We start from the raw sequence: 25,565 nt of genomic DNA, 5'->3' as shown, positions 1-25,565 counted from the left end.
TTATCACTAAGGAAAAACACTATGAAAGAAAAAACTTTAGATCTCATTTGTCTTGGTCGCGTAGCAGTCGATTTATATGCTCAACAGATAGGCTGCCGATTAGAAGATGTTACCTCTTTTGCCAAATATCTAGGGGGATCTTCAGGAAATGTGGCATATGGCACGGCAGTGCAAGGTGTGAAATCCTCAATGCTCGCTCGGGTTGGTGATGAACATATGGGGCGTTTTTTACGGGAAGAATTACAACGCGTTGGTGTTGATACCAGCCATTTAATTACCGATAAAGATAGACTCACAGCTTTGGTCGTATTAGGTATTAAAGATCAAGATACCTTTCCGTTAATATTCTATCGTGATAATTGTGCGGATATGGCGATTACTGCAGAAGATTTTGACGAAGAATATATTGCCTCCGCAAAAGCATTGGCGATAACAGGAACCCATTTGTCTCATCCGAAAACTCGCCAAGCCGTACTTACCGCCTTAGAATATGCGGGACGTAATGGCACAAAACGGCTGCTTGATATTGATTATCGCCCTGTTCTGTGGGGGCTAACTTCTTTGGGAGATGGGGAAACGCGTTATATTGATTCCGAAGCGGTTACACAATCTTTACAAGAAGTATTGCATCATTTTGATGTGTTAGTTGGTACAGAAGAAGAATTTCATATTGCAGGTGGCTCAACTGACACGCTAACCGCACTAAAAAATGTGCGTAAAGTGAGCCAGGCCACACTGGTGTGCAAACGAGGGGCATTAGGATGTTCTGTATTTGAAGGTGATATTCCTGATGACTTAGATGGTGGTATCAATGTGTATGGGGTACGGGTAGAGGTTCTGAATGTTTTGGGAGCTGGTGATGCCTTTATGTCAGGATTATTGCGAGGCTATATTAATGGTGAAAGTTGGGAACAATGTTGTCGCTATGCAAATGCCTGTGGGGCGTTAGTGGTTTCTCGCCATGGCTGTGCTCCTGCAATGCCAACTAAGATCGAACTTGATAATTACCTTGCTCGAGCAGAAAATGTACCTCGCCCTGATCTTGATCCTCAACTGAATCATTTGCACCGCGTAACTACGCGTAAAACGCAATGGAAGGATCTTTGTATTTTCGCTTTTGATCACCGCAAACAACTGGTGGAGATGGCAGAGAAGTGCGGTGCAAATTTAAACAAAATTCCAACGTTGAAAAAATTACTACTTCAAGCGGCAGAACAAACGGCGAAACAAGAGGGAATTGCCAATGGATATGCCGGCGTATTAGCCGATACGACTTTTGGTCAAGCCGCACTTAACGAAATCACCGGAAAAGGTTGGTGGATTGGTCGCCCTATTGAATTGCCTTCCTCCCGACCATTACGTTTAGAGCACGGCGATTTAGGTAGTCAGTTAATCAGTTGGCCCGCTGAACATGTGGTGAAATGCCTTGCCTTCTATCATCCTGCGGATAGTGTAGCTTTGCGAGCAGAACAAGATGAAATGCTCAAACAGGTCTATCAAACTTGTTGTCGAACAGGACACGAATTGCTATTAGAAATCATCTTGCCTGCAGATATGGAACAGAATGAAAATCACTATGCCGAAATGATAAAACATTTTTACACGATTGGGCTGAAACCGGATTGGTGGAAATTACCAGGCGTGTCTGCACAGGCATGGCAAGCGATCAGCCAAGTAATTGAACAAAACGATCCTTATTGCCGTGGCATTTTAATTTTAGGCTTAGATGCCCCAGAAGAAACCTTCAAACAAGTTTTCAACGCCTCAGCGAATGCACCACTCGTTAAAGGATTTGCCGTTGGGCGAACCATTTTCGGTCAGCCTTCCGCCCAGTGGCTAGCGGGCGAACTTTCTGATGAACAGCTAATTCAAGCCGTATCAGAACGTTACAAACGCTTAATTCAATTATGGAAAAATCGTAAAAATTAAACCGCACTTTATTTTCCCCCTAAAACTAAGCGAGCAGATTGGGCTCGCTTAGCTATTTTGTCACCTTGCTTAACATCAAACCAATAACAATCAAAACGATATTTTTTTAACATTTTTTTAATAAAACTTCCTTTGCGTTATTTATCCTTTCATCACGAACGCTTATAATCCTGCTTCTAAAGTAAAAATAAGAAATCAACAAAGGAAAATGTTTATTTCTTATTTTTATTTACATTTTTTATTAGGAACCTTTATGCAAAAAAATATTGTGATTGTCGGAGGCGGAGCTGGTGGCTTAGAACTTGCGACTTCTCTTGGCAATAAATTAGGCAAACAAGCGAAAGTTACCTTAATTGACCGCAATGCCACACATTTGTGGAAACCCCTATTACACGAAGTGGCAACTGGCACACTTGATGTGGGAACCGATGCGGTAAGCTATCGAGCTCAGGCTTATCAAAACCATTTCCACTTTGAACAAGGCACCATCACCCGTCTTGATCGTACGAATAAATATGTTGAACTTGCCCCAATGACGAACCAAGAAGGTGAGCTGATCGTACTTGCTCGCCGTATTCCTTATGATTATCTAGTGATTGCCATCGGCAGTAAATCTAATGATTTCAACACGAAAGGCGTGGCGGAACATTGCATATTCTTAGATAACGCCGAACAGGCACAGCGTTTTCAAAATAAAATGCTTTCACTCTTTTTACGTTTTTCAGAAAATCGAGTGCTAGATGACATCGGTGAAGAAAGCCAGAAACAGCCTTTGGTCGAAGAAGGCAAAATTAATATCGCCATAGTAGGGGCGGGGGCTACAGGCGTGGAGCTTACCGCTGAGTTATACAGTGCGACGAAATACCTTTTTCATTATGGCTATGGCGATATTGATACAAGCTGTTTACAGGTTACGCTAATTGAGGCAGGCAATCGCCTATTGCCCGCATTGCCAGAAAAAGTCTCCAATGCGGTGTATGAAGAATTAGAGCAACTTGGGGTAAAAATTAAACTGAATACGATGATTGTAGAAGCGACCGCACAAGGGTTGGTCACCAAATCTGGCGAGGTGATTGCAGCCGATTTAATGGTGTGGGCGGCTGGTGTACGAGTATCAAAAGTAACGCAACAATTTGATGGTTTAGCCTTAAATCGTAACAATCAAATTGAGATCAAACCCACCTTACAAAGCACCGTAGATGAGAGTATTTTTGCTATTGGCGATTGTGCTTTCCTTATGCAGGAAAATGGCACACCTGTGCCGCCACGTGCTCAAGCTGCACACCAAATGGCGAAAGTCTGTGCCAAAAATGTAGTTGCGATTTTCCAACATAAACCCTTGCGAGATTTCCACTACAACGACAAAGGTTCATTGGTCTCCCTTTCTAAATTCACCACAGTGGGAGCATTATTCGATAACAAAATGATGATTGAAGGCTTATTTGCTCGCCTTGCCTATCTTTCCCTTTATCGAATGCACCAACACGCCTTATTTGGTTGCATAAAAACAGGATTAATGATTTTAATTGGACGCATTAATCGTATTCTCAAGCCAATGCTAAAATTGCATTAAATATAAGTGCGGTGTTATTTTTATGAATTTCCACCGCACTTTTTATTTATTCTAGAATATGATTGCTAATTTTTGTGAGCGATGAAGTCTTTCATAAATCTCTCAAAATCAGCTAAACGGTTATTCTTCAATGAGTAATTGATATAATTCAACATTGATATAAAAATTCTCTTTGCCAATTTTCACTTTTTCTAAGATACCTAATTGCACTAATTTATCTAAACGTTTTGCAGCCGTATTTCGATGAATTTGGCAATCTTGTGCAACAAAATCAATTTTTGTATAAGGGTGTTTATAAAGATTATTAATTAATTCATGGCTATAGATCCCAGATGATTCGCTTCGGATTTTTTGTTTATGTTTTTGAATTAATTGCTTAATTTTTTTTATTAAAATTATGGTTTGCTTAGCGGTTTCTTCAATACCTTTGAGCATAAAAATAATCCATTTCCCCCAACTTTGTGAATCCCTTACTTCTTGTAATAAGCGATAATATTCTGCTTTATTGCGATTAATGTAACGAGAAAGATATAAAATAGGGGTTTCTAATAAATCTTGTTGAATTAAATAGAGAATATTAATAATACGTCCAGTGCTGCCATTACCATCATAAAATGGGTGAATACTCTCAAATTGATGATGAATTAATGCCATTTTAACAAGCGGATCGTAATCAACTTGAGCAGAATCATTAATAAACTTCTCTAAATCTGACATATAGTTTTCAATCAAATCAGGGTGTTGCGGTGGCATATAAACGACTTTTTTCGTTATTTGATTAATTAAACCAGTGCCTTTTTGTTTACGAAAACCTGCATTATTTCCCTCTAATTTAGCTTGCACCGCTTTGATTGTATTGAGCGTAATTAATCTAGAGGAACGGACCGCATTAAAACCTAACTCCATTGCTTGAGCATAATGATGAACTTCTTTTGCCGCAGCTGAACTAAATTGTTGCGTCGCAAAATTACTTTGATACAAATCATCTTGTGTAGTAATGATATTTTCAATTTCAGAACTTTCTTTTGCTTCTTGTAAAGGTAATGTACCAAGTAAAATATTCTGATTAGGCATCGTTTGTACAACACCTTTTAGTTCTCCTAGTGCTTGATGGGCTAAATTACTTGCTTTAAGTATGGATTTATTCTCTAATTCCCCTAAATTGAAAAGATCGGGGATTTGATAATTTTCTGTACTCATTTATTACTCACTTATTTTAATCATTTTGTGTATATCAGGATAACATGCACAAATTTTTGCATTTCTTGTGTATGTTTTCAAGACGTGCACAGATTTTTGGATTTATTGTGTCTGTGCATATTTTTCACTCTCCTTTTCCCCGCTTTCTTTTCCTCCTAAGGCAAAAATACATTATACTTAACGCCAATAATGATTTTTCATAATTAAGAGATGTGCAATGACAAACCCCCTAAATATTATTTTTGCTGGCACGCCTGAATTTGCGGCGGTGCATTTGGCGGCGTTGCTTAATTCCAAACATAACGTGATTGCTGTTTATACCCAACCAGACAAGCCCGCAGGGCGAGGCAAGAAATTGCAAGCCAGTGCGGTGAAGCAGTTGGCTGAGCAGCATAATCTGCCCGTTTATCAGCCGAAATCCTTACGCAATGCGGAAGCACAACAAACGTTGCACGCCTTGAATGCCGATGTGATGGTGGTGGTGGCCTATGGTTTAATTTTACCTAAAGCGGTGTTAGATGCCCCAAGATTGGGCTGTTTGAATGTACATGGTTCAATTTTGCCACGTTGGCGTGGTGCTGCTCCGATTCAGCGAGCCATTTGGGCGGGGGATAAGCAATCGGGCGTAACCATTATGCAAATGAATGAGGGCTTAGACACAGGGGATATGCTACATAAAGTGTATTGTGAGATTGCACCAGAGGAAACTTCGCTTAGCCTTTATCATAAATTGGAAAATCTTGCCCCACCTGCTTTGATTGAGGTGTTAGACGGTTTAGAAGCGGGGAAATTTCCGCCTGAGCCACAAGAGGAGAGCCTCGCAAATTATGCGGATAAATTATCCAAGCAAGAAGCCAAATTAGATTGGCAGTTGCCAGCCGCACAGCTTGAGCGTTGTATTCGAGCTTTCAACCCTTGGCCGATCAGCTATTTTGTTACCACCGACAGCGAGGGCAAGGAACAGAGTTTAAAAGTGTATCAAGCCAACGTGTTGCCTCATCAGCCTCAGCCCGCAGGCACGATTTTACGCACAGATAAAACAGGCATTCAAATCGCCACTGCAGAGGGAGTATTGAATCTCACCCAATTACAGCCAGCGGGCAAAAAGCCGATGTCCGCACAGGATTTACTCAATGGGCGTGCGGATTGGTTTCCGATCGGCAAACAATTAGGCTAAGGAACGAGTGGAATGAAAAACGCAAAACCCGCTAAAAAAGTGGTGAAAAAAAGCACCGCACTTTCTTCTACAGCCCTTTCTTCACGAGCGGTAGCCGCCCAAATGTTGTGGCAAGTGCTGGATAAAGGGCAATCCCTCTCCACCTTGCTCGGGGAAAAAACGCCTGCCGTGAAACCGCAAGATCTGCCTTTGTTACAAGAAATTTGTTTTGGGGTATGTCGTGTGTTGCCCCGTTTGGAGCAAATCATTCAACAATTAGTGGATAAACCGCTGAAAGGCAAAACTCGCCTCGTGCATTGCCTACTGCTGGTTGGATTGTATCAGTTGCTCTATTTACGCACGCCCGATCACGCCGTGGTTGATGAAATGGTGAAAGCGGCACAAAACCTCAAGTTAGACAATTTCAAAGGCTTGGTGAATGGCGTGTTACGCCGTTTTTTGCGTGAGCAAGAACAAATTCTGGCAAAGGTCGATAAACATTGGCAAACCCTCCACCCTGAATGGCTGGTGAATAAACTGAAAAAAGCCTATCCTCATTGGCGTGAAGTCATTGATGCCAATAATCAAAAACCGCCACTGTGGTTGCGGGTGAACGCACAATATCACAAACGGGCGGATTATTTAGCCCTTTTACAAGCTGAAAATATTGAAGCGGTGGCAGGTGATTCCCCCCAAGCCATTCAACTTACGCAGCCCCGTAATGTCGCCCAATTACCGCATTTCAATGCGGGGGCGATCACCGTGCAAGATCTGCACGCCCAATGGGCAGCGTTATTGTTAGAACCGCAAAATGATGAGGTGATTTTAGACGCTTGTGCCGCCCCTGGTGGGAAAACCACGCACATTTTGGAGCTTGCCCCGCAAGCTCGCGTGGTGGCATTAGATGTTGAACAACATCGCTTAAAACGAGTGGAAGAAAATTTGGCTCGAATGGGGCAACAGGCTTTGGTTATTTGCGGTGATGCTAGCCAGCCAGAACAATGGCTCGCCCAAATTCACGACTATTTAAACCTTGATTTAACACAACAAAGTGCGGTGCAATTTGACCGCATTTTACTTGATGCTCCTTGCTCAGCCACGGGTGTAATCCGCCGCCACCCTGATATAAAATGGTTACGCAAAGAAAGCGACATCGCCCCCTTAGTGGCATTGCAAAAAGCCATTTTAAACGCCCTATGGCAACGCCTAAAACCTAACGGCATCTTGCTTTATGCCACTTGCTCACTCTTGCCAGAGGAAAACAGCCAACAAATCGCCGAATTTTTACACCAACACCCCGAGGCACAATTAATGCCCCTGCCATTCCCTCAACAAGAAAACGCAGGCCATCAATTTTTCCCTCAACAAAACGGCGGCGATGGTTTTTATTATGCGAAGTTAAGAAAACAACGGGATTAAGCGAAGAACAAAAATTCATCAAAGTGCGGTGTTTTTTTCAAGCGTTTTCCCCAAAATAGCCAAAAATCCCACCGCTCTCTATATTTTGCATTGTAAATCGGGCGGACACATAGCTCCGTCCCTACGGGGTATCATTTGCAATATAGCGTGTTTATAACAAGGAGACTGGGGTATATAGATGTTGCTTAATCCCCGTGTAAATTGCCCGAATGGAAATAAAATTTTTAGAAAAGTAACGCCGAGCGAGAGCGAAGCGAACATCAGGCTTACTTTTCGTTAAAAAAATTTTATTGGAATGAGGAATAGCAATTTAGTCGGGGTACGCTTTTCTTTGCTTACTTTCTTTTGAGTAAGCAAAAGAAAGTAAGTCGCCAACGGCGAAACCCGTTACAATTACCAAAGAAAAAAGTCATTAGCCCAAATATCCAAAAATGACAGAACAAAAGTGTGGGGTTCTGTAAGTAAAAATTCAGTACAGAGGCGTATGCGATACGCCCCTGCGGGGGAATAAATAGAAAGTAAATCACCAACGGCGAAACCCGTTATATTTACCCAAAAAGATGTTATTCATATAATGGCGAATTAACACCCTATATTTAAGAGATCACAACAATGAAAATTATCATTCTAGGTGCGGGTCAAGTCGGCACAACCTTGGCAGCGAATTTGGTGAGTGAAGATAACGACATCACCCTTGTGGATAATGAGGCGGAGCGTTTGCTTGCGTTGCAGGATAAGCACGATTTGCGGGTGGTGAATGGTTCGGCTTCTTCGCCAAAAGTATTGCGTGAGGCGGGAGCTGCGGACGCGGATTTGGTGGTGGCAGTGACCAATTCCGATGAAGCCAATATGATTGCTTGTCAGGTGGCTTATACACTGTTTAACGTGCCGACAAAAATCGCACGTATTCGCAGTGCGGATTATTTACGCGAAAAAAATAAATTATTTCAGCCCGATGTGATCCCTATTGATCATATTATTTCCCCTGAGAAATTAGTTACCGATGAAATTGTACGCTTGATTGATTACCCCGGTGCGTTACAGGTTTCACACTTTGCGGGCGGATTGATTAGCATTGTGGTAGTCAAAGCCTATTATGGTGGGCCTTTGGTGGGTTATGCTTTATCGGTGCTGAAAGATCATTTACCGCATATTGATTGCCGTGTGGTGTCTATTTTGCGACAGGATAAAATTATCCGCCCACAGGGTTCGACGATTATTGAAGCGGGCGATGAGGTTACGTTTATCTGTGCTACTATTCACATTAAAGCCATAATGAGCGAGTTGCAACGCCTTGAAAAGCCTTATAAACGAATAATGATTATTGGCGGTGGCAACATTGGTAGCGGGGTGGCGAAACGCTTGGAAGATCACTGTTCGGTGAAACTCATTGAGCGTAACCCTGAGCGTGCCACAGCCTTGGCAGAGCGGTTGTCGAAAACCCTCGTGTTTTGCGGTGATGCCTCGGATCAATCCCTTTTATTTGAAGAACACATTGAAAACGTTGATGTTTTTCTCTCTTTAACCAGTGATGATGAAGCCAATATTATGTCGGCATTGCTGGCAAAACGCTTAGGAGCAAAAAAAGCGATGGTGCTGATTCAGCGTATGGCATACATTAATTTATTGCAAGGTGGAACACTCGATATTGTGGTTTCACCGCAACAACCAACTATTTCAGCACTATTAGGGCATATCCGAAAAGGTGATATTGGCGATGTTGTGTCATTACGGCACGGGGAGGCAGAGGCATTAGAAATCATTGTTCACGGCGAATCCCATTCATCTAATGTGATTGAGAGAAAAATCTCAGATATAAAATTACCGCCAACGGTTACAATTGGGGCTATCTTACGCGATGAAGAAATTATTATTGCTAGAAAAAATGTTGTCATTAAAGCAAATGATCATATTGTTGTTTATATTAGCGATAAAAAACATCTACCAGAGGTAGAAAAGTTGTTCCAACCAAGTGCATTTTTTATCTAATTTAGATTTCGATATTTTGACTCTAATAAAACAAGTTATAGAAAATAACGTTAAATTAATATTTGTTTAAGATTAAATTTCAGGAACATAGTAAAATAAGTAGTCATTTTACTTTTCCTAAAAGGATAACATTAATGGAAGCAATCCCTAACGTTGAAGAATCTCAGGCAATCACGCGTGAAATTATTCGCAACCTACTTAATGATGGCAGTGATCCAGCTGCTCTTTATATTATTGAACACCATATTTCGCATTATGATTTTGATAAATTGGAAAAAATTGCCGTTGATATATTTAAGGCAGGCTATGAAGTGTCTGATGCGGAAGAATGGCTAGATGAAGACGGAAAAACCTTATTTTCTTTTGATGCTATCAGTGAAATTGAATTAAAGGCAGAATTAATTGATGCCCAACAGAAAGAATTATTCCCATTGATTGCCAAATTTAACGGCATCTATGACGGCTGGGGAACCTATTTTGAAGATCCTAATGTCGATGAAGATGAATACGGCGAAGACGGCGAATTTTTTGACGAGGAAGAATAAACCTCGTCAAAATCATTGAAAAATCCTACCGCACTTTTGGTTACACCACCTAAGTGCGGTGTTTTTTGTTTCTATAGTTAAATGTCTTTCTGTATTGTCCTTGGATAAGGGGTTGCGTGAAAGCGAAATCAATTTAGCTATATTTTACCAACGCTTTGGGCTTTTTGTTGTCATAAAGCCAGCATATTGCGAAACGAGATTGCCTCGTTTATGCAGACCTATTCACTCATTTATAAGGATTTTTTATGCGTTTAAAACATTTCACCTTCGCACTTTTGGCACTGCCCCTGTTTGCACAAGCTACTCCTACAACGGCAGATAATCAGATAGCCTTTGATGTTGAAGTCGAAAAAGAAGTGTCGCACGATTTATTGCAGGCGACCCTATTTATTCAGGCGGAAAACAAAGATCTTGCACTAGCTAATAAAGAGGTAAATAGCAAAATTAATCAAGCCTTTAGCATTTTAAAAGGCTACTCAGACGTGGAATTACGTGATGATTCCCGCAGCACCCAAGTGCGTTATAATAAAGATGGCAAGCAAGACGGCTGGATCGCCCGTGGGCGACTTGTGTTACAAAGTAAAAATGTCGAAGCTTTGTCTGAGGTCATCAGCAAATTAAATGGTATTTTAGCCATTGAGTACGTTAATTCTCAAGTGTCTTCAACTGCCATCAATCAGCTTGAAGAAGAAATGATGCAACAGGCATTGGCTCAAGTGGAACGCAAAGCTCAACTCATTCAGCAATCCTTGCACGCCAAAGGCTACAAAATTGTCGAGCTTATCATTCGCACGCCAGCGGAAAGCGGACGCTTTGTGGCTCGCCCTTACGCAGTAATGGCGAAAATGGCAAGCCCTGAGATGAGCGATCAAATGCAACTTGGCACAGGCAAAGCCAATGTTCGGGCCAGTATCAATGCTAAGATCCAGCTTATTCAGGAATAATGACAGCCAGCCCCATTTCCGTTACAATGGGGCGATTTTTTAACAAGCCAATGAGGTTATCAATGAAAGTTGCAAAAAATGTCGTGGTGAGCATCGCTTACCAAGTTCGTACCGAAGACGGTGTATTAGTCGATGAAGCACCAGCGAATCAGCCTTTAGAATATTTACAAGGGCATAATAATTTAGTGATTGGCTTGGAAAAAGCCTTAGAGGGCAAATCAGTCGGTGATAAATTTGAAGTGCGTGTCAAACCTGAAGAGGGCTATGGTGAATACAACGAAAATCTCGTACAGCGTGTGCCAAAAGATGTGTTTGTTGGCGTTGATGAGCTTGTAGCTGGAATGCGTTTTATTGCCGATACGGACGTTGGTCCCTTACCAGTGGTGATCACCGAAGTAGGCGAAAATGATGTCGTGGTGGACGGCAACCATATGCTTGCAGGTCAAGAATTATTATTTGATGTGGAAGTCGTAGCAACCCGCGAAGCAACGTTAGAGGAAATCGCACACGGTCATATCCACCAAGAGGGCAGCGGTTGCTGTGGCGGACACGGTGATAGCGATGAAGAAGGACACGGCTGTGGTTGTGGCAGTCATCACCATCATCACGACCACGATCACCACCATCACGAAGGCGAAGGCTGTTGTGGTGGCAACGGCGGTTGCAAACACTAATTCAAAAATTTGCATTGAAAAACCACCGCACTTTAATTCACACCCTGATTCACTCAATTTGTGAAAAGGGGGAATTGGATTAATTTGAGATTAGTATGGAAAGAAGATAAAAGGGGCTTATTGCCCCTTTTATTTAAAATAGATTAATATTTTTTCCGTTTTGAATGTGGTTTGAAGCCGCTGTCATCAAAAGTGCGGTGTTTTTTTTCTCTGAATTTTCGATCGCCTGTGCGGCTGTCGTTGTTGCGGCCTTTGGTTTTGCCGGCAAAGCGTTTTTCGCCGCCTCTGCCTTCGTTTTTGGCTTCACCAAGTAATGACATTTGCATTGGTTTGTTCATTACGCGGGTTTTGGTGAAATGTGCCACGAGTTCTTTAGGCATTCCTTGCGGTAATTCGATGGTGGAGTAGTTGTCGTAGAGTTTGATATGTCCGATATAACGGCTGTCAATGTCCCCTTCGTTTGCCACTGCTCCAACGATATGACGCACTTCCACACCGTCTAAACGTCCTACCTCAATGCGGTAGAGATCCATTGGTTGCGGGATGCCGTAGCCACGGCGTTCTGCTGAGCGAGGGTTTTCACGGCGATTGCGTTCACGCCCTGCACGTTTGTCAATGGTAGGATCGGGAGGAAGAATCAATTTTTGTTTGCCTTGTAATAGCATTAACATTGCTGCCGCGATGTCTTCTTGATCTTGGTCTGCGGTAAACAGATCTTCAAGTAGGCTGCGGTACAGTTCAAGATCGTGATGCTCAAGTTGTTTTGTAATTTTGGCCACAAAATTTTTGCGACGACAAGCTTGTAATGCTTCGTGATTTGGTATTTCTACTTCATCAATCGGCTTTTTCATTAGACGTTCAATATTTTTCAGTAGGCGATTTTCGCGAGGTTCGACAAACAATAACGCACGTCCTGCGCGCCCAGCACGCCCTGTACGCCCAATACGGTGCACATAACTTTCGGCATCAAGTGGAATATCGTAATTCACCACAAGGCTGATACGCTCCACATCAAGTCCACGAGCGGCAACATCAGTGGCGACTAAAATATCTAGGCTGCCATTACGCAGGCGATCGAGGGTTTGTTCACGCAGTTGTTGGGTCATATCCCCATTGAGTGCGGCGGCACGGAAGCCGTGTTTTTCCAATAATTCGGTAATATCAAGGGTAGCAGTTTTGGTGCGAGCAAAGATGATTGCCGCATCAAATTCTTCCACTTCAAGGAAACGCAAGAGAGCTTCATTTTTGCGGAAACCACGCACATACCAGCAACTTTGGGTAATATCTGGGGCATTTTTTTGGCTTGATTGAATTTTCACTTCTTGAGGATTATTCATAAAGCGTTTTGTAATGCGGCGGATTGGTTCTGGCATTGTGGCGGAGAAAAGTGCGGTTTGATGCTGTTCTGGCAGTGCTGCCATTACGGTTTCAACATCATCAATAAAGCCCATTCGTAACATTTCATCAGCTTCATCAAGCACGATAAATTTTAATTCTGACAGATCAAGGGTGTTGCGTCTTAGGTGATCGAGGATACGCCCCGGTGTGCCGACAACCACTTGTGCACCTTGTTTTAAGGCTCTGAGTTGAATGTCATAACGTTGCCCGCCGTAAAGGGTTACGATGTTAATGCCTTTGGCATATTTCATAAATTGCTCGCAGGCGTCTGCCACTTGAATAGCAAGCTCGCGGGTCGGTGCCATCACGAGCATTTGTGGCATTTTTTTCTGCGGTTCGATTTGAGCCAACAGTGGAAGGGAGAACGCGGCGGTTTTTCCGCTTCCTGTTTGTGCCATTCCTAGCACATCTTGCCCAGCTAAAAGGTGAGGGATACAAGCCTGTTGGATTGGTGAAGGGGATTCAAATCCCATATCTGTTACTGCATTAAGGATAAATTCAGGTAAACCTAAATCATTAAAAGTGATTTTTGTTTCAGTCATTTAAATACTCGAATATAAAAAAGAAAGCTCAATTACTTTCAGGTTAGCAAAGCATAGGTGTCGCTAAATAGCTACTTTGCGGATAAATTGTTGAAAATCGTTTGTTTTACAACACCAAAATGTAGAACAAGTTCTACGTTATTGCACCTTCGCTTGCTTTAATTTTGCAAGCTCTAGTACGGCAAAACGATACTCAACAAAGTTATACACCTGATTCGCTATGGTCAATTTAAACAGGGTTTCTGCTTTTTCTTTTTGACCCAAATTGAGTTGTTGTTTTGCTAGATAAAAGTAGGTTTCGGTTAAAATTTCCGCATAGGGAATAGCGTGTTCCTTCGCAAAAGTGATGCCCTTTTGCTGCAATTCTGCCACCGATAATTGACCTAAATAATATTGCACAATATAGCTGCCCCATTTGTCATCAGCAAGGGCAAGGCTACGTTGTTTTAGCTGCTGTTTTGCATTCTCTGGGTTGATTTCTAATTCGTTCAAGTAAAGCCACAAGACTCGATAAGGATCAGAGGTATCTACTTGATAAAACTCAGATAAATCCTTTTCGGCAAGGGTGTAGCGTCCCATATAATAAAAATCAATGCCGCGATTAAAGAGGCTATTTGCGTCTTTGGGATTTAATGTCAAAGCGATGTTAAAAGCCTCTAACGCGTTATCATAGTCCTCGCTCAGCAGCAAAGATACGCCCAAATAATTATAAAGTGCGGTTACTCTTGGCTGCAATTCGTCGAGTGCTTGCAAAAAATCGTAGCGTGCTAATGTCCAAAGTCCAAGGTTGTCGTACAGTATGCCACGTTCAAAGTGTAATGCCGCACGTTCCTTGTTCGTCAATTTTTTTTCGTTAAGATGTCCTACTTGTAAGATTTGGCTAATGCGTGCGATCATCGTTTCTTGTTCAGAATGAAGATGGGGCGTTTGCTCTGCGATGGCGAGTTGATGATCCACCATAAATGCGGGCTGTGAGCCACTGCAACCGCTGAATAAAAAAGCCAATGGCAACAAGATTAAACGCCACATTGATAAACACCAAAGGGATTTCCATTGCCGGTTATGCTGCATTATATTTGCCTTAAATCTGCTTTTTGTGCGAAAAGATATGCTTATTTCACACGGATTCGTAAGATAAAACTCCCTGCTAACATTGAGCAGGGAGCTAGCCTAATTATTCTTGCTCACTTACTGTTACGCTTTCAACGACAATAGCATCTTGTTTGGGAGCAATATCTTTCATTGTTAAGCGGATACGACCTTGGCGATCGATTTCAACCACTTTTACCGTAACTTCTTGGCCAACGCTGAGGTAGTCGCTCACTTTTTCAACACGCTCATCAGCAATTTGAGAAATATGCACTAAGCCCTCTTTGTTGCCAACGAGAGAAACGAACGCACCGAAATCCGCAAGACGGGTTACTTTACCTTGATAGATTGCACCCGCTTCAACTTCCGCAGTAATGTCTTCAATGCGAGCCATTACCTCTTTCACCGCATTGTTATCTACCGCCGCGATTTTCACTGTACCGTCATCATCAATATCAATGGACGTACCAGTTTCTTCCGTTAAGGCACGAATTACCGCCCCACCTTTACCGATCACATCTTTGATTTTCTTCGGATCGATTTTCATTGTATGAATACGCGGTGCGAAATCAGAAATGTCTGCACGCGGCTGCGGAATAGCTTGTTCCATCACGCCAAGAATGTGCATTCTCGCGCCTTTCGCTTGGTTTAGGGCGATTTGCATAATTTCAGGGGTAATCCCTTCAATTTTGATGTCCATTTGCAGTGCTGTAACCCCTTCACGTGTTCCTGCTACTTTGAAATCCATATCGCCTAAGTGATCTTCATCACCTAAGATGTCAGAAAGCACGACAAATTTTTCATCTTCTTTTACTAAGCCCATTGCGATCCCCGCAACAGCCGCTTTAATTGGCACGCCTGCGTCCATTAATGCCAATGATGCACCGCAAACGGAAGCCATTGATGATGAACCGTTGGATTCGGTGATTTCAGATACCACACGCACCACATAAGGGAATTCAGAAAGGCTTGGCATTACCGCAGCCACCCCACGTTTAGCAAGGCGACCGTGTCCAATTTCACGGCGTTTTGGTGAGCCAATCATACCCGTTTCACCCACTGAATATGGCGGGAAGTTGTAGTGGAATAAGAAGTGATCGGTTTTCTCGCCTGTCAATTCATCAATAATTTGGGCATCACGCTCTGTCCCTAATGTCGCCACTGCTAAAGCTTGGGTTTCGCCACGGGTAAAGAGAGCTGAGCCGTGTGTGCGAGGCAATACGCCTGTGCAAATGTCTAATGCACGCACGGTATCTACGGTACGGCCGTCAATACGCGGCTCACCGTTTAGAATGCGTGAACGCACGATTTCACTTTCAAGTGCGGTAAGAATATCGACAATTTTTCCTTTGCTAAGGGTTTCATCTTCAGTGGTTAATTGGCCTACTACGTCTGCTTTAATCGCATCAATTTGTTCATAGCGAGCTTGTTTTTCCGTGATACGATAAGCATCACCTAAACGGCTTTCAGCAAGTGATTTCACTTTCTCAATCAATGCAGTATCCGACGCTGGTGGCTGCCAATCCCAACGCGGTTTTCCTGCTTCTTGGGCAAATTCTTTAATGGCTTCAATCACCACTTGTTGTTGCTGATGACCAAACACCACTGCGGCAAGCATTTGTTCTTCGGTGAGAATATCTGCTTCTGATTCCACCATCAATACGGCTTTATCTGTCCCCGCTACCACTAAATCTAAACGGCTTTGTTTTTGCTCGTTCATCGTTGGATTTAATACGAATTGACCATCGATAAAACCAACGCGTGCTGCGCCGATCGGGCCATTAAATGGCACGCCAGAAAGGGTAAGTGCGGCTGAAGCACCGATCATCGCCACTAAATCTGGGCTAATTTGTGGGTTTACCGAAACCACAGTTGCCACGATTTGAATTTCGTTGAAAAAGCCTTCTGGGAAAAGCGGACGGATTGGACGGTCGATAAGACGAGCGATTAAGGTTTCGCCCTCAGAAGGACGACCTTCACGCTTGAAGAACCCGCCTGGGATACGCCCTGCGGCATAAGTACGCTCTTGATAGTTTACGGTTAATGGGAAGAAATCTTGCCCTTCTTTAACGTCTTTTTTCGCTACCACAGTTACGAACACGCTAGTGTCGTCCATACTCGCCATAACTGCCGCTGTGGCTTGACGGGCGATTGCACCGGTTTCTAAGGTTACCATGTGCTGACCATATTTAAATTGTTTAACAATTGGATTCACAATATTTTCCTTTTAATAAAATGGAATAATTTGCGGAACATTCCGCACTCAATGCTTTTAGGTAAATAACAGATTAACTGTTTGATTTCACGTTGTTTTCCCAATTGCGACTAGCAAAAATTCTCTCAAAAAGCACCGCACTTTGTCGGGTTGCGTAAGAGTATTTTTGATAGCCGCACGCCAACGGGAAAAGAAAAGCCCCGCTATTATACAGGGCTTTTGGTTTTATTGATACCGCTAAATGCGTTGATTTTAGGTTTATTCACCTTACCTAATTATTCTGCTTTTTCTGGTGGTAAAAAGCCAGATTTCACGTCTTTCATATTTGGCAAGTGGTGAGCGATCCCTTTATGGCAATCAATACAGGTTTTGCCGTCTTTAATGGCCATTGTGTGCATTTTTTCTGCTACGCTTTTTTGCAAGGTGAAATCCATTGCATCAAAATTATGGCAGTTACGGCATTCTTGTGAATTATTGGCTTTCATTCTTGCCCATTCACGCTCTGCCATTTCTAAACGTGCTGCTTCAAATTTTTCTTTGGTATCCACTTTACCTGTAATATGTGCATAAACTTCTGTTGCTGCTTTAATTTTACGCACCCACTTAGGAATAAATTCGTGTGGCAAATGGCAATCCGCACAAATGGCTTTCACCCCAGTACGGTTCACATAATGCACAGATTGACGATATTCAGGCACCACATCGTTCATATGGCAGCTAGAACAAAACTCTTCCGTATTGGTGTGTTCTAGCGCAGTGTTAAAGCCGCCCCAGAAAATAATCCCAGCAATGAAAGAAAGGGTGATTAGCACGCCGACAGCAATACGACTTGGTGAACGAAACCAATGCCAAAATTTTTTAATTAATTTGATCATCGCAGTATTATTCTCCGTAGCCTTTCATTGGTTTAAATTCATTTGGCACAATCGGTTCAACGTCAGATTGTGAAACGTGGCACTGTAAGCAGAAATAACGGCGAGGAGCGGTTTCGCCGCCGACAAAGTTTCCGTTACGATCCATAAAGTGGGTTGGGCTAATGCGTGTTGCACCAGTGATGCGAGAAGCCTCAACGCTGTGGCAATTCAAGCATTGGTTCACATTTTTGGTGATTTGATAATTTTTTACGCTATGTGGAATCGTTGGTGGTTGATTCACATAGTTAAGCGGTGGTAACTCACTTTGTTTTGGCACGTTGTGAAAAGCGGGTTTCACGTCTTCTGGCGCGCCTTGCAGATAGTTGTCAATGTTATCCGCTGCCATCACGCTGGTGGCAAAAAGTGCGGTCAAAATTAATGATGTTTTTTTAATCATTTTATTCCCCCGAATGATTAAATCTTGTGGTAAAAGTGAATACATTTTCAGCACAGACATCAATGCAACGTCCGCAACTGATACAATCTTTGGAAAGCACGAGTAAGCCTTCCTCTTTTTTTCCGTGTAAGGGACTACGTAATACCTGCGGTTCTGGGCAAATATTGTAGCAATCCATACAATTATCGCAGCGGCTTCGCTCGATCACTTTGACGCGAATCAGGCTTTTCGCCCCGATTACGCCATAAGTTGCACCGATTGGGCATAAATGCCCGCACCAACCGTGTTCTACGATAAATAAATCAAATAAAAATACAGCTAAAATTAACCAAGTGGTTGCACCGAAGCCATAAATTAAGGCACGTCCAAAGGCTGCAACGGGGTTGATCCATTCCCACAACATTACGCCACTCACTGCACTGCCGAGCAAAATCATCAGCAAAATGCCATAACGCAAACCTCTTGGAAGCTTAGCATTTTGGCGAATGCCTAATTTGCGTCTTAGCCAAGCAGCACAATCTGTAACCAGATTTAACGGGCAAACCCAACCGCAAAACACTTTGCTGCCTAAGGTGGCATACAGGGCAATCACAATTCCTGCTCCCAATAGGGTGGTGAAATTAGGCAAATGACCCGTTGCAAGGCTTTCTGCGGTGATCAGCGGATCGCTCATTGGAATGAGATCCAAAAAGAGGCTGCCGCTGTAATTTCCACGCAAAATCCATACACCTAACCAAGGGCCACTGAGAAACATTGCCAAAATACTCAGTTGGGTGAAGCGTCGCCAAAATAAAAAGCGATTGGCACGCCACCAGCCCAGTTTTTCCCTTGCTTCTCTGCCCGCATATTTTGGAGAATTTGCCATTTAACGCCCCTCAGGTTTCTCTGTTGGCTGGCGAGTTGGCAGGCTGATAACATCTGGCACAAGCGAATGCCCTGCCTTCGCCTTTTCTTCCCAACCCAAGCGGTAATGTTTACCCAACATTCCTTTCGCAAGAGAGAGAGGCAACACTTTGATCGCCGCTTCGTCCAATACGCAGGCTTCCTCGCATTTACCGCAGCCCGTGCAAGCGTCCGAATGCACCGTTGGAATGAACAAGGCGTGTTTGCCTGTGCGGTCATTCCGTTGCATTTCGAGGGTGATCGCTTTGTCAATGAGCGGGCAAACTCGATAGCACACATCGCAACGTAGCCCTTGCCAGTTGAGGCAAGTTTCGTGATCTAACAGTACCGATAAGCCCATTCGGGAATCATTAATATCGTTTTGCGTTGAATCCAATGCCCCCGTTGGACAAGCTTTTGCACAAGGAATGTCCTCGCACATTTCGCAAGGTTTTTCCCGTGCGATAAAGTAGGGCGTGCCAGCTTCCATTGGTGAAAGCAGTGAAGCCAAATGCAGCATTTCGTAAGGGCAAGCCTGAACGCACTGCCCGCAACGAATGCAAGCAGCGGCAAATTTTTGCTCATCAGCAATCGCAAAGGGTGGACGTAATGCCACGCCTTGGCGTGCCAAACTTTGTTCTTGCTGAAGCCCGAGTAAAATCCCCAGCCCTGCCAAGCCCCCTGCGGTGCGTGCAGCGTCCTTAAAAAATTTGCGACGTTCTGGTGTTTGGGTTAATTTTTTCATTCTTTTTTTGTACCGCACTTTTACTCAATGGGTGATTCTCAATGGGAGATCAAAGTGCGGTGCGTTTTTAAGCGACTTTTTCCACTTTAACGGCACATTTTTTGAAGTCCGTTTCTTTTGAAATTGGGTCAGTGGCATCTAAGGTTAATTTATTTACCAACTGACCTGCATCAAAGAAGGTGGTGAAAACTAAACCTTCAGGACATTTATTACGTCCACGCGTATCTACATAGGAAATAATCTCCCCGCGGCGTGAAGACACTTTGATTTTATCGCCGTGGCGTAGCCCGCGTTTTTTCGCGTCATTTGGGTGCATCCAAACCACATTATTCGGGAATGAACGATGTAGCTCAGGTACACGGCGGGTCATTGTGCCTGTGTGCCAATGCTCCAGTACGCGACCTGTGGAGAGCCATAAATCGTATTCCGCATCAGGCACTTCCGCAGGTGGCTCATAAGGCACGGCTAAGATTACGGCACGTTTGTCTGGCTGTCCGTAGAATTCCACGCCCTCAGTGGCTTTCACATAAGGGTCATAGCCCGCACGGTAACGCCATAAGGTTTCTTTGCCCTCAACCACTGGCCAACGCAACCCACGGGCTTTGTGGTACATATCATAAGGGGCGAGATCGTGGCCGTGGCCGCGTCCGAATGAGGCATATTCTTCAAACAAGCCTTTTTGAATGTAGAAGCCGAAATCATAGGCTTCATCGTTGAGACGGTTATCTAATTCCTCGTTGGAGAATTTATCCACTTGCCCGTTGCGATAAAGCACTTCATAGAGAGTTTTGCCTTTAAATTCTGGGTTCGCATCTAAAAGTTCTGCTGGCCATACTTCATCAGTGGTGAAATATTTAGAAAACTCAACCAGTTGCCATAAGTCGGATTTCGCTTCGCCCGGTGCTTTAACTTGCTGTTTCCACACTTGAGTACGGCGTTCTGCGTTACCATATGCCCCTTCTTTTTCTACCCACATTGCGGTTGGCAGCATTAAATCCGCCGCTAAGGCTGAGGTGGTTGGGTAAGGATCGGAAACCACAATGAAGTTTTCAGGATTACGCCAACCAGGGAAGGTTTCTTGGTTGATATTTGGGCCTGCTTGCATATTGTTGGTACACATTTGCCATAGCACACGCATTTTGCCGTCTTTTAACGCACGGCTTTGTGCTACGGCGTGATAGCCTAATTTATCGGTGATTGTGCCGGCTGGGATTTTCCAGGTTTTTTCTGCAATGGCACGATGTTCTGGCTTAGTTACCACCATATCAGCAGGTAAACGGTGGATAAATGTTCCTACTTCACGCGCTGTACCACAAGCAGATGGCTGACCTGTTAAAGAGAATGGGCCACAACCAGGGATAGAAATTTTACCCGTTAATAAGTGAATGTTATAAATCAAGTGGTTTGCCCACACGCCACGGGTGTGTTGGTTAAAGCCCATTGTCCAGAATGACACGACTTTACGGTTTGGATCAGCATAAAGTTTCGCCAAGCTTTCTAATTGATCTTTCGGCACGCCTGACATTTCGTGGGCTTTATCAAGGGTATATTCAGACACAAGTGCTTTGAGTTCTTCAAAGTTACTGTCGTACATTTTACCGCTGTTGGCGTTTTTCGCTGCTTGCTGACGTGGATCATTATCTCGCAATCCGTAGCCAATATCCGTTTCACCACGTTTAAATTTGGTATGTTTATTAACAAAATCCCAGTTGATGGCATCATTTTGAATCAGGTAATTGATGATGTAGTTGAGAATCACCAAGTCGGCTTGCGGGGTGAAAATCATTCCATTATCAGCCAGTTCAAAACTGCGGTTTTCAAAAGTAGAGAGTACGGCAACTTTTACATCAGGGTTAGACAAACGGCGGTCAGAAATACGCGACCACAAAATTGGGTGCATTTCCGCCATATTTGATCCCCATAATACAAAGGCTTCCGCTTCTTCTATATCGTTATAACAGCCCATTGGTTCATCGATCCCAAAGGTACGCAAGAACGCTACCGCTGCAGAGGCCATACAATGACGTGCATTTGGATCGATATTGTTAGAACGGAAACCCGCTTTCCAAAGCTTCGCCTTGGCATAACCTTCAAAAATGGTGCTTTGCCCAGAAGTGAACATACCAATACCATTTGGCCCGCGTTCTTTCATCGCTGCCAAGAATTTTTCTTTCATTGTTTTGAAGGCGGTATCCCAAGTAACAGGCGTGAAATCACCGTTTTTATCGTATTTACCGTCTTTCATACGCAACATTGGGTGCGTCAAACGGTCTTGCCCGTACATAATTTTTGGCAAGAAGTAGCCTTTAATGCAGTTCAACCCACGGTTTACTTCCGCGTCTGGATCGCCTTGCGATGCCACCACACGCCCATTTTGCGTACCAATTAACACCCCGCAACCTGTACCACAGAAACGGCAAACGCCTTTATCCCATTTGATACTGGTATCCTGTGCGGCTTCTACATTTTTGACTGGAATAGTTAATCCAGCCACCGTTGCCGCAGCCATTGCGGCATTGGCTTTCATAAAGTCTCGGCGACTTAAACTCATCTTATTTCCCCCACGAGTATGATTAATTATTGCCATCATCTTGCTGATGATAGACTAAAGACACAGTAATCACGCCATCAATATCCCGTGCCTGCTCCATTTGCTCAAGCAAAATATGCTGATCGTGTGATTGCATCACCACCACTAATTTCCCCATCGCGACATCTTCCGCTGGAATTTCAGTGTGTGGCACAGATAAAAGTGCGGTCTTAATTTTGGCGATTTTTTGTGGATTACACTGCACCACCAACCCGCAAACGTGCCACTCTTGAGCCTGCTCCATTGGTGTTACTGTATATTTTTTTAACATTTTTATTCCTATAATAGATCCACATTCATTTTTTCAAAAATGTTCTAGAATGCAGTTATTATGACATCTAAAGCAGTTCTGATTGAAATAGTCAGTTTCTATATTTTAACACTATTGAAAACTACTTTTTACAATTTGGATATTTTCTCAATGTATGTTTGCCACCCTAATAACCAAATAGAGGTATTTGGAGATAAAAAGAGAGGGTTCTTGTTTTAGATCAAATTTTTTTTCAATATTTACCTTATAAAAATTTACACAGATAAATAAACTCACAAAATAGTTTCTGATAGAATAACTTCATTAAGTTTAACATTCGAAAATTTCCGTGAAAACAAAAAAATCTTCTATTACAACAAAAGTAACAAATTACCTACTTCTTATCATTATCTTTGCTACTATTATTAGTATTTCCAGCCTTGCTATTATGCTCAGCAATAAATCTGATGCTGAATTAATGAATATATCAGGTTCATTACGAATGCAAAGTTACCGTATTTTATATGAAATGGTATATGAACCTCAGTTTGTGACTACAAATTTACAACAGTATCGCTCTACATTATATTCCCCCACTTTGACAGAATTAAATCATCAATTTTTTATTCCTACTGATGTCAAACAAGCCTATAAAGCTCTTATTGAACGTTGGGGAGAGATGGAAAATTATGCGAAGCAAATGAACTATGAAGCGTATCAAAAAGAAGTTCCCCATTATGTTGATCAGATTGATGAGTTTGTGAACAGTTTGCAATATTGTGTGGAAAATAAGCTTTCTCTTGCGATGCTTTATATTCTTTTTTCAATGTTATCTATTATTGCTATGGCTTCTTATGTTGCGTGGTTTACGAAAAAACAAATGGTAAATCCACTAAAAAAATTAGCTTTAGCAAGTGTACAAGTGAAGTTAGGTAAATTTAGTCATATTCCCCTTGATGTAAATGAGGATAATGAAATTGGAAGATTATCATTAATTTTTACGCAAATGGCTCATAATCTACAAAAGTTATACCTAGAATTAGAAGAAAAAGTACAAGAGAAAACACAAAAACTTAATCAACTGAATCGCTCACTATCTATGTTATATCAATGTTCGCAATTAGTGACGACAAATCATATTGATCCTACAGTTTTGCGGCAAGTGCTAAGTCAGGTAAAAGTGAATGAATATTTACGTTATATTGAATTACAAATTTATGGTGCAGAACATTGGCACATTCATTTAGGGAAATTCGATCCTCATTTACGAAAGCAAGAAACTGAACTTTGTATCGAAGGTGAAAAACTAGGTATATTATACTGGCAAGCAGGCTTTCCTTGCCCTGATTTACGCACAATGCATAATGTTGCTCAAATGTTAAGCCGAACTCTTTATTTCTACCAAACACAACAGCAGAATCAGCAACTTTTACTAATGGAAGAGTGGTCTATTATTGCCCGCGAATTGCACGATTCGCTCGCTCAAGTGCTGGCTTATTTACAAATTCAGCTCACGTTACTGAAGCATAATCTGAACAAAGAAGATGACGTAGCCAAAGCCAAAAGTTTGTTAATTATCAAAGATTTCGAGCAAGCTCTAAACGGTGGCTATGTGCAGTTACGCGAGCTACTCGCCACCTTCCGCCTGACGGTGCAAGAGGCGAATTTGCAGTTAGCCCTTGAGCAAGTGATCGATTCGCTACGCAACCAAACCGAGATGAAAATGCGGGTGGAATGTTCGTTGCCTTCACAAACGTTCAATGCTCAGCAACTTGTACACGCATTGCAAATTGTCCGCGAGGCAGTACTCAATGCGATTAAACATTCGCAAGGCACCGAAATTGAGATTATCGCTCACGCCAATGAGGACGGCGAATATGAATTGCTGGTGCGTGATAACGGCGTGGGCATTCCAAGCCTTGACGAACCTGAGGGGCATTATGGGTTAAATATAATGAATGAGCGTAGCACGCAACTTAATGCTATGCTATCTATTATGCGTCGCCCTGAGGGCGGCACGGAAGTGAAAATGACGCTTCCTAACACATTATAGGAATTTGGACAAAATGGAAAATCTCAAGCCCTATCATACCTTTGGCATTGATGCGAAAGCAAAACAGGTGCAAAAAATCACCGCACTTGAACAAATCGTTCCCCTGTGGCAACAAGCCAGCGAACAAAATTTGCCCGTCCTGTTGCTCGGGCAAGGCAGCAATGTGCTGTTTGTGGAGGATTTCAACGGTGTGGTTGCCATTAATGCTTTGCACGGCATCGAACATCGCCAAGATGAGGCGTTTCATTATTTGCACGTGCAAGGCGGGGAAAACTGGCATCAGCTTGTGCAATGGAGCTTACAGCAAGGCATTTATGGCTTGGAAAATCTCGCTTTAATCCCTGGTTGTGCAGGGTCTGCACCGATCCAAAATATCGGGGCTTATGGGGTGGAATTTAAAGACGTGTGCGATTATGTGGACGTGTTAAATTTAACCAACGGCGAGGTTTTCCGTTTAAGCAATGCAGATTGTCAATTTGGCTATCGGGAAAGTGTGTTCAAGCACCAATACAAAACGGGCTATATGATCGTTGCTGTCGGGCTGAAATTAGCCAAAGCGTGGAAGCCCGTGCTGAATTACGGCACGCTTTCGCGTTTTAATACCGAAAGCGTAAGTGCGGTGGAAATTTTTGATGAAATTTGCCAAGTTCGCCGTGCGAAGTTGCCCGATCCACAAGTGTTTGGAAATGCAGGAAGTTTTTTCAAAAACCCTATAATTAGCACCGCACTTTTTGAGCAGTTAAAATCACAATATCCCGAAATCCCTCATTACCCGCAGCCAGACGGCACGGTGAAACTTGCCGCAGGTTGGCTTATCGATCAATGTGGCTTAAAAGGCTACCAGCTTGGCGGGGCGGCGGTGCATCAACAGCAAGCCTTAGTGCTGATTAACAAAGCGGGAGCAAGCGGTAAAGACATTGCCAATTTGGCACGGCATATCCGAGAAACGGTGGCAGCAAAATTCGGCGTATTTTTGCAACCCGAGGTGCGGTTTATCGGCACAGACGGGGAAATCGACAGCGAACAATTTATTTCATCACAACATTAATCATTATTCTCAT

At 43.0% G+C, this 25,565-nt stretch carries 20 protein-coding genes; 10 read left to right on the top strand and 10 right to left on the bottom strand.

All coding sequences use genetic code 11. The features are described 5' to 3' along the window. Positions 1–21 precede the first annotated feature (21 nt). Together HBL79_RS09320 and HBL79_RS09315 are read left to right on the top strand one after the other, a co-directional pair. Positions 22–1,929, top strand: a complete 1,908-nt coding sequence (locus HBL79_RS09320) for a bifunctional 5-dehydro-2-deoxygluconokinase/5-dehydro-2-deoxyphosphogluconate aldolase (RefSeq protein WP_035686104.1) — start codon at positions 22–24, stop codon at positions 1,927–1,929. Positions 1,930–2,182: 253 nt separating this feature from the next. Beyond that, positions 2,183–3,502 carry an NAD(P)/FAD-dependent oxidoreductase gene (locus HBL79_RS09315; protein WP_046097236.1) on the top strand — a complete coding sequence of 440 codons (1,320 nt, stop codon included), beginning with the start codon at positions 2,183–2,185 and terminating at the stop codon, positions 3,500–3,502. Positions 3,503–3,622: 120 nt separating this feature from the next. Here HBL79_RS09315 and HBL79_RS09310 read toward each other — a convergent pair whose 3' ends face one another. Continuing rightward, on the bottom strand, positions 3,623–4,702 hold the full coding sequence (locus tag HBL79_RS09310; protein WP_167316920.1) for a Fic family protein: 1,080 nt from the start codon (positions 4,700–4,702) through the stop codon (positions 3,623–3,625). A 217-nt stretch (positions 4,703–4,919) separates the two neighbouring features. Here HBL79_RS09310 and fmt point away from each other — a divergent pair, with 217 nt between their 5' ends. The 6 genes from fmt to slyD all read left to right on the top strand — a co-directional run bounded on the left by fmt (position 4,920) and on the right by slyD (position 11,429). Further along, positions 4,920–5,879, top strand: coding sequence for a methionyl-tRNA formyltransferase (gene fmt, locus HBL79_RS09305; RefSeq protein ID WP_035686100.1), 960 nt, complete (start codon positions 4,920–4,922; stop codon positions 5,877–5,879). A gap of 12 nt (positions 5,880–5,891) precedes the next feature. Then, positions 5,892–7,277, top strand: a complete 1,386-nt coding sequence (gene rsmB / locus HBL79_RS09300) for a 16S rRNA (cytosine(967)-C(5))-methyltransferase RsmB (protein WP_035686098.1) — start codon at positions 5,892–5,894, stop codon at positions 7,275–7,277. Positions 7,278–7,889: 612 nt separating this feature from the next. Next, complete coding sequence (gene trkA, locus HBL79_RS09295; protein WP_035686097.1) at positions 7,890–9,266, top strand: Trk system potassium transporter TrkA; 1,377 nt, start codon at positions 7,890–7,892, stop codon at positions 9,264–9,266. 134 nt (positions 9,267–9,400) lie between these two features. Then, on the top strand, positions 9,401–9,811 hold the full coding sequence (gene rraB, locus HBL79_RS09290; protein WP_035686095.1) for a ribonuclease E inhibitor RraB: 411 nt from the start codon (positions 9,401–9,403) through the stop codon (positions 9,809–9,811). A gap of 245 nt (positions 9,812–10,056) precedes the next feature. After that, a complete protein-coding gene (locus tag HBL79_RS09285) occupies positions 10,057–10,755 on the top strand; it encodes an SIMPL domain-containing protein (protein WP_035686092.1) in 699 nt (232 codons plus the stop codon). A gap of 62 nt (positions 10,756–10,817) precedes the next feature. After that, on the top strand, positions 10,818–11,429 hold the full coding sequence (gene slyD, locus HBL79_RS09280) for a peptidylprolyl isomerase (protein ID WP_035686089.1): 612 nt from the start codon (positions 10,818–10,820) through the stop codon (positions 11,427–11,429). A gap of 143 nt (positions 11,430–11,572) precedes the next feature. Here slyD and HBL79_RS09275 read toward each other — a convergent pair whose 3' ends face one another. The 9 genes from HBL79_RS09275 to HBL79_RS09235 all read right to left on the bottom strand — a co-directional run bounded on the left by HBL79_RS09275 (position 11,573) and on the right by HBL79_RS09235 (position 22,472). Continuing rightward, positions 11,573–13,369: a DEAD/DEAH box helicase gene (locus HBL79_RS09275; protein ID WP_046097225.1), complete on the bottom strand. Its 1,797-nt coding sequence runs from the start codon at positions 13,367–13,369 to the stop codon at positions 11,573–11,575. Between the two features lie 138 nt (positions 13,370–13,507). Continuing rightward, a complete protein-coding gene (gene nlpI / locus HBL79_RS09270; RefSeq protein WP_051128078.1) occupies positions 13,508–14,440 on the bottom strand; it encodes a lipoprotein NlpI in 933 nt (310 codons plus the stop codon). Between the two features lie 103 nt (positions 14,441–14,543). Then, positions 14,544–16,673 (bottom strand): polyribonucleotide nucleotidyltransferase, encoded by a 2,130-nt coding sequence (pnp, locus tag HBL79_RS09265; protein ID WP_046097224.1) that lies wholly within the window; start codon positions 16,671–16,673, stop codon positions 14,544–14,546. Positions 16,674–16,948: 275 nt separating this feature from the next. Next, positions 16,949–17,548, bottom strand: coding sequence for a cytochrome c3 family protein (locus HBL79_RS09260; protein WP_035686083.1), 600 nt, complete (start codon positions 17,546–17,548; stop codon positions 16,949–16,951). Between the two features lie 7 nt (positions 17,549–17,555). After that, complete coding sequence (locus tag HBL79_RS09255) at positions 17,556–17,984, bottom strand: nitrate reductase cytochrome c-type subunit (RefSeq protein WP_035686080.1); 429 nt, start codon at positions 17,982–17,984, stop codon at positions 17,556–17,558. 1 nt (position 17,985) lies between these two features. Further along, the gene (gene napH, locus HBL79_RS09250; RefSeq protein ID WP_035686077.1) at positions 17,986–18,849 is read right to left on the bottom strand and encodes a quinol dehydrogenase ferredoxin subunit NapH; all 864 of its coding nucleotides are present in this window, start codon (positions 18,847–18,849) and stop codon (positions 17,986–17,988) included. Beyond that, positions 18,850–19,611 carry a ferredoxin-type protein NapG gene (napG, locus tag HBL79_RS09245; RefSeq protein ID WP_035686074.1) on the bottom strand — a complete coding sequence of 254 codons (762 nt, stop codon included), beginning with the start codon at positions 19,609–19,611 and terminating at the stop codon, positions 18,850–18,852. Positions 19,612–19,678: 67 nt separating this feature from the next. Continuing rightward, on the bottom strand, positions 19,679–22,162 hold the full coding sequence (gene napA, locus HBL79_RS09240; protein WP_035686071.1) for a nitrate reductase catalytic subunit NapA: 2,484 nt from the start codon (positions 22,160–22,162) through the stop codon (positions 19,679–19,681). Between the two features lie 22 nt (positions 22,163–22,184). Continuing rightward, positions 22,185–22,472: a chaperone NapD gene (locus HBL79_RS09235; protein WP_035686068.1), complete on the bottom strand. Its 288-nt coding sequence runs from the start codon at positions 22,470–22,472 to the stop codon at positions 22,185–22,187. 328 nt (positions 22,473–22,800) lie between these two features. On the opposite strand from HBL79_RS09235, the gene narQ reads away from it, so the two are divergent. Then, entirely contained in the window at positions 22,801–24,504 is a 1,704-nt protein-coding gene (gene narQ, locus HBL79_RS09230) for a nitrate/nitrite two-component system sensor histidine kinase NarQ (RefSeq protein WP_035686066.1), read from the top strand. Positions 24,505–24,517: 13 nt separating this feature from the next. Next, positions 24,518–25,552 carry a UDP-N-acetylmuramate dehydrogenase gene (gene murB / locus HBL79_RS09225; RefSeq protein ID WP_035686063.1) on the top strand — a complete coding sequence of 345 codons (1,035 nt, stop codon included), beginning with the start codon at positions 24,518–24,520 and terminating at the stop codon, positions 25,550–25,552. Positions 25,553–25,565: the final 13 nt, after the last annotated feature.

The sequence above is a fragment of the Avibacterium paragallinarum genome, from assembly GCF_011765605.1.
GTDB classification, from domain to species: Bacteria; Pseudomonadota; Gammaproteobacteria; order Enterobacterales; family Pasteurellaceae; genus Avibacterium; species Avibacterium paragallinarum.
The sequence above is the reverse complement of the archived record's forward strand: the minus strand, read 5'-3'. Positions and strand labels throughout refer to the sequence as shown.

What these genes read in the sequence shown, in the direction of transcription:
- HBL79_RS09315 (WP_046097236.1), top strand. Translation starts at nt 2,183, where the DNA reads ATGCAAAAAAATATTGTGATTGTCGGAGGCGGAGCTGGTGGCTTAGAA.
- napA (WP_035686071.1), bottom strand. Translation starts at nt 22,162, where the DNA reads ATGAGTTTAAGTCGCCGAGACTTTATGAAAGCCAATGCCGCAATGGCT.
- rraB (WP_035686095.1), top strand. Translation starts at nt 9,401, where the DNA reads ATGGAAGCAATCCCTAACGTTGAAGAATCTCAGGCAATCACGCGTGAA.
- napG (WP_035686074.1), bottom strand. Translation starts at nt 19,611, where the DNA reads ATGAAAAAATTAACCCAAACACCAGAACGTCGCAAATTTTTTAAGGAC.
- HBL79_RS09310 (WP_167316920.1), bottom strand. Translation starts at nt 4,702, where the DNA reads ATGAGTACAGAAAATTATCAAATCCCCGATCTTTTCAATTTAGGGGAA.
- HBL79_RS09320 (WP_035686104.1), top strand. Translation starts at nt 22, where the DNA reads ATGAAAGAAAAAACTTTAGATCTCATTTGTCTTGGTCGCGTAGCAGTC.
- napH (WP_035686077.1), bottom strand. Translation starts at nt 18,849, where the DNA reads ATGGCAAATTCTCCAAAATATGCGGGCAGAGAAGCAAGGGAAAAACTG.
- HBL79_RS09235 (WP_035686068.1), bottom strand. Translation starts at nt 22,472, where the DNA reads ATGTTAAAAAAATATACAGTAACACCAATGGAGCAGGCTCAAGAGTGG.
- nlpI (WP_051128078.1), bottom strand. Translation starts at nt 14,440, where the DNA reads ATGCAGCATAACCGGCAATGGAAATCCCTTTGGTGTTTATCAATGTGG.
- slyD (WP_035686089.1), top strand. Translation starts at nt 10,818, where the DNA reads ATGAAAGTTGCAAAAAATGTCGTGGTGAGCATCGCTTACCAAGTTCGT.
- HBL79_RS09260 (WP_035686083.1), bottom strand. Translation starts at nt 17,548, where the DNA reads ATGATCAAATTAATTAAAAAATTTTGGCATTGGTTTCGTTCACCAAGT.
- fmt (WP_035686100.1), top strand. Translation starts at nt 4,920, where the DNA reads ATGACAAACCCCCTAAATATTATTTTTGCTGGCACGCCTGAATTTGCG.
- HBL79_RS09285 (WP_035686092.1), top strand. Translation starts at nt 10,057, where the DNA reads ATGCGTTTAAAACATTTCACCTTCGCACTTTTGGCACTGCCCCTGTTT.
- HBL79_RS09275 (WP_046097225.1), bottom strand. Translation starts at nt 13,369, where the DNA reads ATGACTGAAACAAAAATCACTTTTAATGATTTAGGTTTACCTGAATTT.
- rsmB (WP_035686098.1), top strand. Translation starts at nt 5,892, where the DNA reads ATGAAAAACGCAAAACCCGCTAAAAAAGTGGTGAAAAAAAGCACCGCA.
- trkA (WP_035686097.1), top strand. Translation starts at nt 7,890, where the DNA reads ATGAAAATTATCATTCTAGGTGCGGGTCAAGTCGGCACAACCTTGGCA.
- murB (WP_035686063.1), top strand. Translation starts at nt 24,518, where the DNA reads ATGGAAAATCTCAAGCCCTATCATACCTTTGGCATTGATGCGAAAGCA.
- HBL79_RS09255 (WP_035686080.1), bottom strand. Translation starts at nt 17,984, where the DNA reads ATGATTAAAAAAACATCATTAATTTTGACCGCACTTTTTGCCACCAGC.